Raw genomic sequence first — 13150 nt, forward strand, 5'->3', positions numbered from 1 at the left:
ATGCTTCCTGCACGATGTCCTTCCCGTCTTTGCCCACTCAGGTGTAGTTCGCAGTATTGAAGAGTCGGCCGCCGCCGCTCAAAGCGGCTTACTGCCCGGAAACGAAGAACGCCCGCAAATGCGGGCGTTCTTGGGTTACGGCAATCGCGCAGCGATTAGAGGCTCAGCGTCTTCTCGCCGCGGGCGATGCCGGAGACGCCGGAACGCACCACTTCCATGATGCTGGTCGCACCCAGGGCGCTGATGAAGGCGTCCAGCTTGTCGCTGGCGCCGATCAGCTGCACCGTGTAGGTGGTCGGCGTGACGTCGATGATCTGGCCGCGGAAAATATCGGCGGTGCGCTTGATCTCGGCGCGGGTGGCGCCCGAGGCCTTGAGCTTGATCATCATCAGTTCGCGCTCGATATGGTCGCCTTCGGTGAGGTCGACGACCTTGACCACGTCGATCAGCTTGTTCAGGTGCTTGGTGATCTGCTCGATTACACGATCGTCGCCGATGGTGGTGACGGTCAGGCGCGACAGCGTCGCGTCGTCGGTCGGGGCCACGGTCAGGGACTCGATGTTGTAATTGCGCTGCGAAAAGAGCCCGACGACACGCGACAGGGCACCCGGTTCGTTTTCCAACAGAACTGAAATGATGTGTCGCATTGTCAGGTTCTCTCCGTCTTGTTCAGCCACATGTCACGCATCGAGCCGCGCGCTACCTGCATCGGGTAGACGTGTTCGAACGGGTCCACGTAGATGTCCATGAACACCAGGCGATCCTTCAGCGCGAAGGCTTCGCGCATCGCCGCTTCCAGGTCCTCGTATTTTTCGACCTTCATGCCGACGTGACCGTAGGCCTCGGCCAGCTTGATGAAGTCCGGCAGCGACTTCATGTACGAATGCGAGTGCCGCGATTCGTAGTTCATGTCCTGCCACTGGCGCACCATGCCAAGGGACTGGTTGTTGAGGTTGATGATCTTCACCGGCAGATCGTACTGCTTGCAGGTGGAGAGCTCCTGAATGTTCATCTGGATGCTGCCCTCGCCGGTGACGCAGGCCACGTCGGCGTCCGGGAAGTTCAGCTTGACGCCCATCGCCGCGGGCAGGCCGAAGCCCATGGTGCCGAGGCCGCCGGAGTTGATCCAGCGATTGGGCTTGTTGAACTTGTAGTACTGGGCCGCGAACATCTGGTGCTGGCCAACGTCGGAGCAGACATAGGCGTCGCCGTTGGTGACCTTGCTCAGCATCTCGATGACCTGCTGCGGCTTCATCAGCTCGGAGTCGTCGGTGCTGTAACGGCCGCCGTGGCGCGCGCGCCACTCGTCGATCTGTTCCCACCAGGCCTTGAGCGCGGACTCGTCCGGATGCTTCTTGGATCCTGCAACCAGCTCGAGCATCTCGGTCAGCACGCCCTGCGCAGGGCCGACGATCGGAATGTCGGCCTTGACGGTCTTGGAGATGGACGCGGGATCGATGTCGATGTGGATGATCTTGGCGGTCGGGCAGAACTTGTCGACGCCGTTGGTGACGCGGTCGTCGAAACGCGCGCCGACGCACAGAATCAGGTCCGAGTGGTGCATCGCCATATTGGCTTCATAGCTGCCGTGCATGCCGAGCATGCCGAGCGACTGCCGGTCGGTGCCCGGGTAGGCGCCGAGGCCCATCAGGGTGCAGGTCACCGGGTAGTTCAGCAGTTTCGCCAGCTCGGTGAGCTCGTTGCTGGCTTCACCCATGATGACGCCGCCGCCGGCGTAGATAACCGGGCGACGCGCCGCCAGCAGCAGGTCGGTGGCCTTCTTGATCTGACCGCTGTGGCCGCGGCTGATCGGGTTGTAGGAGCGCAGCTTGACCGACTTCGGGTATTCGTACTCGAAGCGTTCGGTCGGCGTGGTCATGTCCTTCGGGATATCGACGACGACGGGGCCGGGACGGCCGGTCTGGGCGATATGGAAGGCCTTCTTGATGACCGTCGGAATCTCTTCGGCGTGGGAAACGCTGAAGTTGTGCTTCACGATGGGGCGGGAGATGCCCATCATGTCGGTTTCCTGGAAAGCGTCCTCGCCAACCAGATGGCTCATGACCTGACCGGTGATGACCACCATCGGGATCGAGTCCATGTAGGCGGTGGCAATGCCGGTGACGGCATTGGTGGCGCCGGGGCCCGAGGTCACCAGTGCGACGCCGGCCTTGCCGGTGGCGCGGGCATAGGCGTCCGCCATATGGGTCGCCGCCTGTTCGTGGCGCACAAGAATATGCTGGACTTCGTCCTGCTGGAAAATGGCATCGTAAACGTGCAGCAGGGCGCCGCCCGGATAACCATAGATATATTTCACGCCCTCGTCACGGAGAGCACGAACGACCATTTCTGCGCCTGAAAGTAATTCCACTGTATTCACCCTCTAGTGCGCCAGTCCCCGGCAAGGGAAAAGCGCGTAACAGTTTTTGTTTCTGCAACGTTGAACAAAGCCGTCCACTGAAGCTGCGTTGATGCTTTGGTGGAGATATTCCCAACCATTCCAGGGTTGAGAGGTGGAGGCTTCGCTCGGGTGCTTGCCGGAGCGGGGGGTTGCCCAGCCGGCAGGCCATCGGGAAACAGTACGGGACACCGTCTCGCCAGAGCTTCGGGTTTACCTACGCGCTCAAGGCCTCAAAATGAGGCGGACATTCTCGCACCGGCATGACTTTTGTTCAACTGGAATGCGCTGAATTTGCTTGAAAAACTGGCCAATCCCGCTTCTTGGGCGAAGATGTCGGCTCTGCCGGGGAAAACAGCCTGGCTTCCCTAAACAGAAATGCCGAAAGGCGTTATAGTTTCTGCAGAGGTTTTCAGGAGAAACACAGCATGAGAGTGTCCGAAGTCAAACAGCCGGAAAAGGTCATCAACGAGCTGCTGCTCTTTATCCGCAAAGTGCTGGTGGAGCCGGATATCAACGCCAAGGCGCTCGATATCGCGCGCAAGTACGCCAATGAGAAAAATGCCGACGAGCTGATCGCCGAAGAGCTGTCCTCGACCACCAACGTCAAGATTCCCGCCAAGCACAGCGATGCCGACAAGCTGTTTCTGCAGGTGCTGCGCGACGTGATCCGCGACGAGAAGGCGTTGTACTGAGCTTGTGTAGGAGCCCGGTCCCCGGGCGAAAGGGGGCGGCAGAGTGCCAAACCGGCTCTGATGGTAGGAGCGGCGCCTCGCCGCGAACCGGCCTGGGACCGCGGTTGTTCGCGGCGGGGAAGTGCCCTTAAGTTTGGGTACGCCGCCCCTACCGATGTCGCTCCCGGCCATTTCCCGTCGGGCGCATTATGGTATAAACGCTCCGAACCGAATCCGGCCGGAGCCATACCATGCAGATCAAAACCCTCTGCGGCGAGGCGATCGCCCCCCATATCGACGACCTGGCGCGCCTTCGCATCGAGGTGTTTCGCGCCTTTCCCTATCTCTACGACGGCAGCCTCGACTACGAGCGCGACTATCTGGGCACCTATGCCCGGTCCCCCGAAAGCCTGTTCGTGCTGGCGCTGGACGGCGACCGCGTGGTCGGCGCCGCGACCGGCGTGCCGATGGCGGACGAGACCGAGGAGTTCAGGCGCCCGTTCGTCGAGGCCGGCTGGAACCCCGACGAGATCTTTTACTTCGGCGAGTCGGTCCTGCTGCCGGAATACCGCGGTCAGGGACTGGGCGTGCGTTTCTTCGAGGAGCGCGAAGCCTACGCGCGAAGGCTCGGGCGCTTCCGCCACTGCGCCTTCTGTGCCGTCGAGCGCCCCGCCGATCACCCGTTGCGACCGGCGGACCATGTTCAGCTGAATGACTTCTGGGCCAACCGTGGCTATGTGCATCAGCCGACGCTGCGTACCGAATACCGCTGGAAAGATGTCGGCGAGACCTGCGAAACCGCCAAACCGATGTCTTTCTGGCTGAGGGAACTGATATGAACGCCCGTGACAGCGGGTCCCTGCAGCAAACGAATCCGCACCTGGTCAAGCTGGCTGCCTGCCAGTACGCCATCGAGCTGCTCGAAAGCTGGGACGCCTACGAGGCACATCTGAGCGGGCTTGTCGCCGAGGCGGTCGCCCGCGATGCCGAATTGCTGTTGCTACCCGAGTACGCCGGCATGGCGTTGACGGGCCAGCTGGAACCTTCGATCCGCTCCGACCTGCAGGGATCTATCACCGCGATGCAGGCGCTGATCCCGCGCTGGCTCGAGCTTTGCGAAAACCTGGCGCGCCGGCACGGCATCTGGTTCTGCCCGGGCAGCCTGCCGGTGCTGGATGATGACGGCATTTATCGCAATCGCTGCTGGCTGTTCGGACCGGACGGCGTCGTCGGTCATCAGGACAAGCTGATCATGACGCGCTTCGAGCGCGAGCAGTGGTACATCGGTGCCGGGCAGGGGCTGCGGGTATTCGAGGCGCCCTTCGCCCGTATCGGCATCCTGATCTGCTATGACAACGAGTTTCCGATGCTGGGCCGTCAGCTGGTCGACGCCGGCGTCGATCTGATTCTGGCGCCAAGCTGTACCGATACCCAGGCGGGCTATCACCGGGTGCGGATCGGTTGCCAGGCGCGGGCACTGGAAGGGCAGGTCGCGGTGCTGCAGTCGCCGACCGCGGGTGTTGCCGACTGGTCGCCGGCGGTCGATATCAATACCGGTCGCGCCGCGCTCTACCTGCCGCCGGATTACGGTCTGCCGGATGACGGCGTACTGGCCCAGAGCGCTAGCGCCGAGGTGACCGAAAGCCGCTGGCTGATACAGGAACTCGACTTCGCGGCGTTGCACGGGGTGCGGCTGCGCGGCCAGGTGCTGACGCGGCGCGACTGGCCGGAGCAGTTCGACCATGGCGTGCTGGAAATAGTCGGGCGCAGCGCCGCAGAGGTTTGATGCCGCGGCTGGGCGCTCAGTCGGCGTCCGGCAGAAACTGCCTCAGATCCAGCTCGAGCATTTCGCCCATCCAGATCGCATGCTGGGTATGGTCGGTGAGGTCGTCGTCGGTGACCAGGTGGGTGAAGATCGTCAGCTCGCCGCGGTTCTCCGCCAGCCACGCAAGCGCGGGACCCAGGCGCTCGATGCGCTCCGACAGTTGGCAGCTCCAGCGCGGATGGGGGCCAACGAGCTTGCGGTGAAAGCGCCCGACCCGCACCCCCAGTTCCTCGCCGGCGCGCTGGCAAAGGGCTTCGGCCTCTGCGGCGCTGCGCTCATCGAAATAGACGTGGGCGTGAAAGGCGTGGGCTTTGGTCATGGGGATTTCCTGTCGCGATCAGAAGGCTCGGATCAAAAGTGTAACCTGAATCAGGCCCGGCGTTCGATCAGAGACGCAAGCAGTACCGAGGGCTGCGGTGGTATCCGTGCCGGTAGAACCAGCACCGGTACCTTCAGTGTCGCGAGTTCCTCCCGTGCCCAGGAATCGACCGGCGGGACCTTGGCTCCCTCCACCTGAAGCACCGCGCAGGCATCGTGCTTGCGCACCAGCGCCACCAGTTCGCCGGGGTACTGTACCGGTGCTTCGCCGATGCGGGTGCGGTGATTCCAGGGTTCGTCATCGATGAAGGCGCGGATGCGGAAGTCACGGCCGGCATGCAGGGCCTGATACCACTGGTGGCAGCCGTAGTCGATACCGAGCATCACCAGCGCCCGGGGAGGGCGCCGGCGAAAAAGGCGGCTAAGCCTGCCGGGCACGGGCGGCCGTCGGTTGTGGGGTTTCCTGATTGCGGACGGTCTCGGTGATACTGTTGCGGTGGACCGGCGCCCAGGGCCGTCCGCGGCCGGTCAGTCGGTGGCGCAGATCCAGGTACCACCAGAACAGCCGCACCTGACGGCCGCGTATGAACGGCAGTGAGAAGACGTCCAGCCCCAGCCAGGGCAGGTAGGGGTTGCGGCGGGCGTAGGCCCAGAGTTCGACCCGAACCGACGGCTCGCTGCTGCGGCCGCGGGCGTGGAACCCCACGGTGTCGCCGACCACCAGGCTGTTGCCGGGGACCGCCAGTGGCACTGCCTGCGGCAGTCCGAGTGCTGCCAGCTCCTCGGGCTGAATGCGCAGCGACCCGCGGGCGGCGAGGCGGTCGTCGCCCTTGCCCACGGTGATGCTTTGCTGTTTTTCCCAGGCCAGGCGGGGTGCATCGGCGCGGTGGGAGCCGGGCACGTAGGTGAAGGGTCCCTTGTGGGGCTCCACCTCGTCCATGAAGAACCAGGCTTTCATCGACGGATGGAAGGCGTCCATGTGCAGCACGGTCTGGGGATCGTCGGGCCGGTTGTCCAGGTGAGTCAGGATCACCTGGATGTAATAAACAGGCTCCATGTCGTAGCTGGACACATAGCGCATCAGGCCTTTCCAGCGTTCGCTGCGCAGCAGTTTGTCGACGTGGGGCATCTGCTTCAGGGTTCGGGCATCGAGCAGTACGCGGCGGGTCACGGTGTTGCCCTGGGTCATCTCGCGCATGTCGCCGCTGTAGCTGTAGATTTCCCGGCGCACCGCCGCGAACTCCTCGTCGGGGAGCAGGTTCTGCTTGAGAATGAAGCCGTTACGCTCGAACTCCTCGACCTCTTCCGGCCGGATCCGCCTGGCCAGTCGCTTGCGGCGCCAGTCCGCCAGATCGCACGCCAGCTTCTTGCGGAAGACGTGCAGTCCGTGCCGGTTCAGCGTTTCGCTGCCGATGATCGGGTTGTCCTTGAAGGACTTGGCCGAAGTGGCCAGCTCCGCCAGCCAGATCGGCAGTTTCAGCCAACGCAGTGCGCTCATCCGCGATCCTCAATCTGTGTCTGTTCCCGGGATGGCGGGAACGGTTCCTGGCAGCACACTATAGGGCAGGGAGTCCGATGACAAGTGTCGCCGGGCGGGAACCTGCTGCTCCTTGATCTGGCGCAAGGGTCACGAACCGGTCATCTTCATGGCTATACTGGGGGTTTCGAACGAACGGAGGCAAGGCTATGGGATTGATCGCGTTTCTGATTATCGGCGGGCTCGCCGGTTGGCTGGCGGGAACCCTGATGAAGGGCGATGGTTTCGGCCTGCTCGGCAATATCGTACTGGGAATCGTGGGCGCGGTCGTCGGCGGGTTTCTGTTCGGCCTGGTCGGGGTCAAGACCGGTGGCTTTGTCGGCTCGCTGATCACCGCGACCATCGGCGCGGTGATCCTGCTCTATGCCGGGCGGTTGCTCAGAAAGTAATGCACAGCATCCGGCCGTAGGGTGCCGCTGAGCGCAGCGATGCGCACCATCAACAATCGGTGCGGTTCACTCCGTTCACCAGCACCCTACGCCACCTTCAGTTTCAGTAGTGGATTTTTACCGTCGCGGCGGCCTGCTTGGCACGTTCAACGGCTTCTTCCACCGATTCCGCCCGCGCCAGGGCCACGCCGAGACGACGGCGGCCGTCGATATCCGGCTTGCCGAACAGTCGCAGCTGGGTGTCGGGCTGTGCCAGGGCTTCGGCGATCCCCTCGAAGCGAAGGTCGCTGGACTGGCCTTCGCCGAGGATTACCGCCGAGGCGCTTGGCCCGCGCTGGACAATGTTGCCGACCGGCAGGCCAAGGATGGCACGCACGTGCAGCGCGAATTCCGAGAGATCCTGGGAGATCAGCGTTACCAGCCCGGTATCGTGGGGCCGCGGCGATACTTCGCTGAACCAGACATCGTCGCCCGAGACGAACAGCTCGACCCCGTAAAGGCCGTGCCCTGCCAGGTTTTCCACCACTGCCCGGGCGATCTGCTGCGAGCGCTCCAGCGCCTTCGGCGACATCGCCTGCGGCTGCCAGGGTTCGCGGTAGTCGCCGTCTTCCTGGCGGTGGCCGATGGGGGCGCAGAAGTGGATGCCGTCGACGGCACTGATGGTCAGCAGCGTGATTTCGTAGTCGAAGCTGACGAAGCCCTCGACGATTACCCGGCCCTGACCGGCGCGGCCTCCCTCCTGGGCATACTGCCAGGCGCCTTCGATATCGGCTTCGCTGCGTACCAGGCTCTGTCCCTTGCCGGACGAGCTCATCACCGGCTTGACGACGCAGGGCAGGCCGATCTCTGCAACGGCCGCGCGGTAGTCGTCGACGCTGTCGGCGAAGCGGTAGTCGGAGGTGGGCAGGCCGAGCTCCTCGGCTGCGAGGCGCCGAATGCCTTCCCGGTTCATGGTCAGCTGCGTGGCGCGGGCCGTGGGCACCACCCGGAAGCCTTCCCGTTCCAGCTCCGCCAGGGTGCCGGTGGCCAACGCCTCGATTTCCGGCACGATCAGGTCGGGCCTTTCCGCTTCGACGACGGCCCTCAGTGCAGCGCCGTCGAGCATGTTGAGGGTATGGCTGCGATGGGCGACCTGCATGGCGGGGGCGTTATCGTAACGGTCCACGGCGATCACCTCGACGCCGAGGCGTTGCAGTTCGATGACCACTTCCTTGCCGAGCTCGCCGCAGCCGCATAGCAGCACGCGGGTGGAGCCCGGAGAGAGGGCTGTTCCTAGCATGGGATTACGTCCAGTCGGTTAAAAATTGGGCGCTATTGTAGGGGGTCGCCGGCCAAACGACCAGCGTGTGGGAGCGGCGCCTCGTCGCGAACAACCCCTGTATGCCGGTTCATTCGCGGCGGGGCACCGCTCCTACTGGCGAATGGATTTTGCCGCGGGAGTCCTCAATGCCGCGCCAGGTCGTTAAGGGTGATCTCGTACTGCTTCGCTGCGCTGTCGTAACGGACGCCATAGCGATTCGGGTAGGCGAAACCGCCGAGGTAAGCCGCCGGCTGCTTGATCGGTGTCGAAACGCTGGGGCGGGACTGCAGGAAACTCAGCGTGATCATCGGTTCCATGAAGATGATGCTGCCATCGTAGAAGCCGTAGATGAATGTCTGGGTGAAGGGCCTGTTCTGGAACTCGTCACCCGCCGGGTCGATCGCGTGGGCGCCCATCCTGGGGACTTCGGTACCGGGCGGCAGGACGTAACCGGCAGGCATGTAGCTGGCCTCGGGTTGCTTGTGCGACCGTTCCAGGTCATCGCCCACGGCGGTGATGGCGTTGCGGGTGTCGGCGTCGATCACGTAAAAGTGAAAATCGAAGTGGGGCACGTTGTAGACGCCTTCCGGAATATGGCCGTGGGGATTCCAGTCGACGGTGACATGATCGTAACCGCTGCCGGCAGCTTCCCTGGGCAGCGCAAGCTGGTACTCCCACTCGCCGCCGCTGACCGGCGGCTCGGCGGGCAGGCCCGACAGGGCCTTTTCGCTCAGACGAATGCCCAGGGTGCCGGGGTTGCCCTGATCATCCAGTGTGACGAAGGTCCAGGCCTGGCCCTCGCCGATGGCGACCGGCGCCCCTTCGTAGGTGCCGGCAAGCGAGGTTTGCTGTTGCTGCACCGAGCAGCCCAGGGACAATGCAGCGGTCAGTGCGAGCAGGGCGACGGCGCCGCGTCGCGAACCGGGTAACGGCATCATTTTCAAAGCCCTCGTAGGATGAACCCATGCTACCGGCGCGGGTCAGCGGCTGCCGGTGTGCTCGAAGCATGGACCGGGACGGGCGGGAGCGCCAGTGGCGGCGCCAATTTGCTCTGCAGACGCAAAAAAGGCGCCCGCGGGAATGCCGCGGGCGCCGGTGGTTTTTTCGTACTGCGAGGCGAAGGGTCAGCGGAAGCAGAACTCTCCGGCTTCGACATCGACGACGATCTCGTCGCCCGGGGCGAAGTCGCCGGCCAGCAGGCGCTGTGCCAGCGGGTTCTCGATCCATTGCTGGATGGCCCGTTTGAGCGGTCGTGCACCGTAGATCGGTTCGAAGCCAACCTCGACCAGCTTGTCCATCGCGGTGCTGGTCAGGGTCAGACTCAGCTCGCGCTCGGCCAGGCGCTTGCGCAGCCGGTCGAGCTGGATCTCGGCGATACCGGAGACCTGCTCCTTGCGCAGGCTGTGGAACACCACCACTTCGTCGATGCGGTTGATCACCTCGGGGCGGAAGTGGGTGCCGACGGCTTCCATCACGGCCGCCTTCATCAGGTTGTAATCGTCGTCATCGCTGTAGTTCTGGATCAGGTCGGAACCCAGGTTCGAGGTCATCACCACGATGCAGTTGCGAAAATCCACGGTACGGCCCTGACCGTCGGTCAGGCGGCCGTCTTCCAGCACCTGCAGCAGGATGTTGAAGACATCCGGGTGCGCCTTCTCGACTTCGTCGAGCAGCAGTACCGAGTAAGGGCGACGGCGCACCGCCTCGGTCAGGTAACCGCCTTCCTCGTAGCCGACGTAGCCCGGAGGCGCGCCGATCAGCCGTGCCACCGAGTGCTTCTCCATGAACTCGGACATGTCGATGCGCACCATCGCCTCTTCGGTGTCGAACAGGAAGCTGGCCAGCGCCTTGCACAGCTCGGTCTTGCCGACGCCGGTCGGGCCCAGGAACAGGAAGCTGCCGTTGGGACGGTTGGGGTCCGACAGGCCGGCGCGGGAGCGGCGCACGGCGTTGGATACCGCGACCACGGCTTCGTCCTGGCCGATAACGCGCCGGTGCAGCGCGTCTTCCATGCGCAGCAGTTTCTCGCGTTCGCCTTCGAGCATCTTGCTGACCGGGATGCCGGTCCAGCGTGACACCACTTCAGCGACCTCTTCCTCGGTGACCTTGTTGCGCAGCAGCTTGGTTTCGGTGACCTCGGCTTCGTCGGACGCCGCCAGTTGCTTCTTGAGTTCCGGAATACGGCCGTACTGCAGCTCGGACATCTTCGACAGGTCGCCGGCCCGTTTCGCCTGTTCCATTTCGATCTGGGCCTGGTCGAGCTGCTCCTTGATGTGCGCTGAACCCTGAAGCATGGCCTTTTCCGCCTTCCAGATTTCCTCGAAGTCGGCGTATTCGCGTTCCAGCCTGGCGATGTTCTGTTCCAGCTCCTCCAGGCGTTTGCGGGAGGCGTCGTCCTTCTCCTTCTTCAGCGCCTCGCGTTCCATCTTCAGCTGGATCAGGCGGCGCTCCAGCCGGTCCATGTCCTCCGGCTTGGAGTCCATCTCCATGCGGATACGCGATGCCGCTTCGTCGATCAGGTCTATCGCCTTGTCCGGCAGCTGGCGATCGGTGATGTAGCGCTGGCTCAGCTTGGCCGCGGCGATGATCGCAGAGTCGGTGATATCGACACTGTGGTGGATTTCGTAGCGTTCCTTGAGGCCGCGCAGAATGGCCACGGTGTCCTCCTCGCTCGGTTCGTCGACCAGTACCTTCTGGAAGCGGCGCTCGAGCGCGGCGTCCTTCTCGACGTACTGACGGTACTCGTCGAGTGTGGTGGCGCCGACGCAGTGCAGTTCGCCGCGCGCCAGCGCGGGTTTCAGCATGTTGCCGGCATCCATGGCGCCCTCGGCCTTGCCGGCACCGACCATGGTATGCAGTTCGTCGATGAAGAGGATGATCTGACCTTCCTGCTTCGACAGCTCGTTGAGCACCGCCTTGAGGCGTTCCTCGAATTCGCCACGGAACTTGGCGCCGGCGATCAGCGCGCCCATGTCGAGCGCCAGCACCTGCTTGCGCTTGAGCCCTTCGGGCACCTCGCCGTTGACGATGCGCTGCGCCAGGCCTTCGACGATGGCGGTCTTGCCGACGCCGGGCTCGCCGATCAGCACCGGATTGTTCTTGGTGCGGCGCTGCAGAACCTGGATGGTGCGGCGGATCTCGTCATCACGGCCGATGACCGGGTCGAGCTTGCCGGATTCAGCCCGCGCGGTCAGGTCGATACAGTATTTTTCCAGCGCCTGCCGGGATTCCTCGGCATTGGGGTCCTGCACGCTTTCGCCGCCTCGCATCTGATTGATCGCCTCTTCCAGGGTGGATTTGGTGACACCGGCGTCCCGCAGTATCTTGCCGGCGTCGGTTTTGTCGTCGAGCATCGCCAGCAGGATCAGTTCGCTGGCGATGTACTGATCGCCGCGCTGCTGCGCCAGCTTGTCGGTCAGATTGAACAGTCGCGCCATATTCTGCGACAGCCGGATCTCGCCGTCCGGGCTCTGCACCTGCGGCAGCCGGTCCAGCGCCTCGCCGACCTTGCGGGTCAGCTCCTGGGCATTGGCGCCGGCATTCTTGAGCAGTGGTCCGATGGAGCCGCCGCGCTGCTCGGTGAACGCTGCCAGCAGATGGATCGGCTCCATCATGTTGTGATCCCGACCTACCGCCAGCGATTGCGCGTCGGCCAGGGCTTCCTGCAGTTTCGAAGTGAATTTGTCGGGTCGCATGGGGCCCTCCTGGGGCTGATGTTCGTCAGGACAAGGGGCTGCGCCTGCGCCCCGTCATTGCCAACAGATATGGTGGCATATCCTTAGCGATTCAAGGGGTATCGGGCATTAAATTAGATTTTTCTTAATAATCTGTATGGCTGGCGTGCCAACCCGGTGCATATCGAGGCTCCGGACCGGAGGGTGGGTCTAGCGATGCATTGGCATAGTGGTTACGAAACCCAGATGGTATGGGCATCGCGTAACCCGCAATATCGATCGCAGTGCAGATCGATTGGTGTCGGCTGGCATTGAATTGTCCCGAAACCTCCCGTGTTGGCTTACGCAATCGGAATATCGAAACAGGTATCCGGAAAGGGCTCGTCGCGCAGGGTGAAGTGCCACCACTCGTGGTGGAAGGGGATAAAGCCTTCGGCGGTCATCACCTTCTGCAGCAGCAGGCGGTTGGCGCGTGCCTGGGGTGAAATGCTGTCGCAGTCGAGCCAGGACTCCGGGCCGAAGAAGTCGAAGCGGGTGCCCATATCGAGCTCGGTGCCGGCGTCCGTGGAGGCGATGGTCAGGTCGACGGTGCTGCCGCGGCTGTGGGTCGAGCGGCGGTTCAGGTAGCCTTCGCCGAACAGGTCGCGCTTGTCGAGCGAAGGATAGTAAAGCGCCTTCAGCGCCGGGTCGCAGGGCGTGTCGCACCAGCGGATAAAGTGGTCGACCGCCCGCTGGGGGCGATAGGCGTCGAACAGTTTCAGCGACAGGTCGAATCGTCGCAGCTGCCGCTGCGCCCGGGCCAGCGCCTGCGCCGCGGGCTCGGTCAGCCAGGCACGGTGCGTTTCATAGCCGTCTACCGGCGCGCCGATGAAGTTGTCGCTGCCGTAGTAGCGCAGATCCAGTTGCAGATCGGGGATGAGTTCGGCGAGATCCACGAAGGGACTGGGTGCAGTCAAGGCTCGATTCCTGTGCTGATACCCGCAGCGCCTGTGGCCCGGGTTGGTTCGCAGTTTCCCTGAGTGTATTCCACTCCGG

General features: G+C 63.5%; 13 protein-coding genes. 4 read left to right on the forward strand and 9 right to left on the reverse strand.

Features of this window, described 5'->3' with window-relative positions; translation table 11 throughout:
* Window positions 1–155: 155 nt before the first annotated feature.
* Complete coding sequence (ilvN, locus tag IEX85_RS04240; protein ID WP_188858669.1) at window positions 156–647, reverse strand: acetolactate synthase small subunit; 492 nt, start codon at window positions 645–647, stop codon at window positions 156–158.
* Window positions 648–649: 2 nt separating this feature from the next.
* A complete protein-coding gene (locus IEX85_RS04245) occupies window positions 650–2371 on the reverse strand; it encodes an acetolactate synthase 3 large subunit (RefSeq protein WP_188858671.1) in 1722 nt (573 codons plus the stop codon).
* A 455-nt stretch (window positions 2372–2826) separates the two neighbouring features.
* Between IEX85_RS04245 and IEX85_RS04250 the strand changes: the two genes are divergently transcribed.
* From IEX85_RS04250 to IEX85_RS04260, 3 genes are all read left to right on the forward strand, one after another.
* Window positions 2827–3093, forward strand: coding sequence for a hypothetical protein (locus IEX85_RS04250; protein ID WP_188858673.1), 267 nt, complete (start codon window positions 2827–2829; stop codon window positions 3091–3093).
* 230 nt (window positions 3094–3323) lie between these two features.
* Window positions 3324–3911, forward strand: coding sequence for a GNAT family N-acetyltransferase (locus IEX85_RS04255; protein WP_188858675.1), 588 nt, complete (start codon window positions 3324–3326; stop codon window positions 3909–3911).
* On the forward strand, window positions 3908–4858 hold the full coding sequence (locus IEX85_RS04260; protein WP_229721786.1) for a carbon-nitrogen hydrolase family protein: 951 nt from the start codon (window positions 3908–3910) through the stop codon (window positions 4856–4858). Before IEX85_RS04255 ends, IEX85_RS04260 begins: the two co-directional genes overlap by 4 nt.
* Window positions 4859–4874: 16 nt before the next feature.
* Here IEX85_RS04260 and IEX85_RS04265 read toward each other — a convergent pair whose 3' ends face one another.
* The 3 genes from IEX85_RS04265 to IEX85_RS04275 are packed head-to-tail and all read right to left on the reverse strand — an operon-like array spanning window position 4875 to window position 6713.
* Complete coding sequence (locus IEX85_RS04265; RefSeq protein WP_188858677.1) at window positions 4875–5216, reverse strand: DOPA 4,5-dioxygenase family protein; 342 nt, start codon at window positions 5214–5216, stop codon at window positions 4875–4877.
* A 50-nt stretch (window positions 5217–5266) separates the two neighbouring features.
* Entirely contained in the window at window positions 5267–5653 is a 387-nt protein-coding gene (locus tag IEX85_RS04270) for a hypothetical protein (RefSeq protein ID WP_188858679.1), read from the reverse strand.
* Window positions 5637–6713 (reverse strand): phytanoyl-CoA dioxygenase family protein, encoded by a 1077-nt coding sequence (locus tag IEX85_RS04275; protein WP_188858681.1) that lies wholly within the window; start codon window positions 6711–6713, stop codon window positions 5637–5639. Before IEX85_RS04275 ends, IEX85_RS04270 begins: the two co-directional genes overlap by 17 nt.
* Window positions 6714–6901: 188 nt before the next feature.
* Between IEX85_RS04275 and IEX85_RS04280 the strand changes: the two genes are divergently transcribed.
* Complete coding sequence (locus IEX85_RS04280; protein WP_188858682.1) at window positions 6902–7141, forward strand: GlsB/YeaQ/YmgE family stress response membrane protein; 240 nt, start codon at window positions 6902–6904, stop codon at window positions 7139–7141.
* A 103-nt stretch (window positions 7142–7244) separates the two neighbouring features.
* Here IEX85_RS04280 and purT read toward each other — a convergent pair whose 3' ends face one another.
* From purT to IEX85_RS04300, 4 genes are all read right to left on the reverse strand, one after another.
* Window positions 7245–8420 (reverse strand): formate-dependent phosphoribosylglycinamide formyltransferase, encoded by a 1176-nt coding sequence (gene purT / locus IEX85_RS04285; protein WP_188858684.1) that lies wholly within the window; start codon window positions 8418–8420, stop codon window positions 7245–7247.
* A 164-nt stretch (window positions 8421–8584) separates the two neighbouring features.
* The gene (locus tag IEX85_RS04290; protein ID WP_229721787.1) at window positions 8585–9379 is read right to left on the reverse strand and encodes a DUF5602 domain-containing protein; all 795 of its coding nucleotides are present in this window, start codon (window positions 9377–9379) and stop codon (window positions 8585–8587) included.
* A gap of 186 nt (window positions 9380–9565) precedes the next feature.
* Window positions 9566–12136, reverse strand: coding sequence for an ATP-dependent chaperone ClpB (gene clpB, locus IEX85_RS04295; protein WP_188858686.1), 2571 nt, complete (start codon window positions 12134–12136; stop codon window positions 9566–9568).
* Between the two features lie 320 nt (window positions 12137–12456).
* The gene (locus IEX85_RS04300; protein WP_188858688.1) at window positions 12457–13071 is read right to left on the reverse strand and encodes a M15 family metallopeptidase; all 615 of its coding nucleotides are present in this window, start codon (window positions 13069–13071) and stop codon (window positions 12457–12459) included.
* Window positions 13072–13150: the final 79 nt, after the last annotated feature.

It is taken from the genome of Marinobacterium nitratireducens (assembly GCF_014645375.1).
Classification (GTDB): Bacteria; Pseudomonadota; Gammaproteobacteria; order Pseudomonadales; family Balneatricaceae; genus Marinobacterium_A; species Marinobacterium_A nitratireducens.

What these genes read in the sequence shown, in the direction of transcription:
- IEX85_RS04255 (WP_188858675.1), top strand. Translation starts at nt 3,324, where the DNA reads ATGCAGATCAAAACCCTCTGCGGCGAGGCGATCGCCCCCCATATCGAC.
- IEX85_RS04290 (WP_229721787.1), bottom strand. Translation starts at nt 9,379, where the DNA reads ATGATGCCGTTACCCGGTTCGCGACGCGGCGCCGTCGCCCTGCTCGCA.
- ilvN (WP_188858669.1), bottom strand. Translation starts at nt 647, where the DNA reads ATGCGACACATCATTTCAGTTCTGTTGGAAAACGAACCGGGTGCCCTG.
- purT (WP_188858684.1), bottom strand. Translation starts at nt 8,420, where the DNA reads ATGCTAGGAACAGCCCTCTCTCCGGGCTCCACCCGCGTGCTGCTATGC.
- IEX85_RS04280 (WP_188858682.1), top strand. Translation starts at nt 6,902, where the DNA reads ATGGGATTGATCGCGTTTCTGATTATCGGCGGGCTCGCCGGTTGGCTG.
- IEX85_RS04265 (WP_188858677.1), bottom strand. Translation starts at nt 5,216, where the DNA reads ATGACCAAAGCCCACGCCTTTCACGCCCACGTCTATTTCGATGAGCGC.
- IEX85_RS04275 (WP_188858681.1), bottom strand. Translation starts at nt 6,713, where the DNA reads ATGAGCGCACTGCGTTGGCTGAAACTGCCGATCTGGCTGGCGGAGCTG.
- IEX85_RS04250 (WP_188858673.1), top strand. Translation starts at nt 2,827, where the DNA reads ATGAGAGTGTCCGAAGTCAAACAGCCGGAAAAGGTCATCAACGAGCTG.
- IEX85_RS04260 (WP_229721786.1), top strand. Translation starts at nt 3,908, where the DNA reads ATGAACGCCCGTGACAGCGGGTCCCTGCAGCAAACGAATCCGCACCTG.
- clpB (WP_188858686.1), bottom strand. Translation starts at nt 12,136, where the DNA reads ATGCGACCCGACAAATTCACTTCGAAACTGCAGGAAGCCCTGGCCGAC.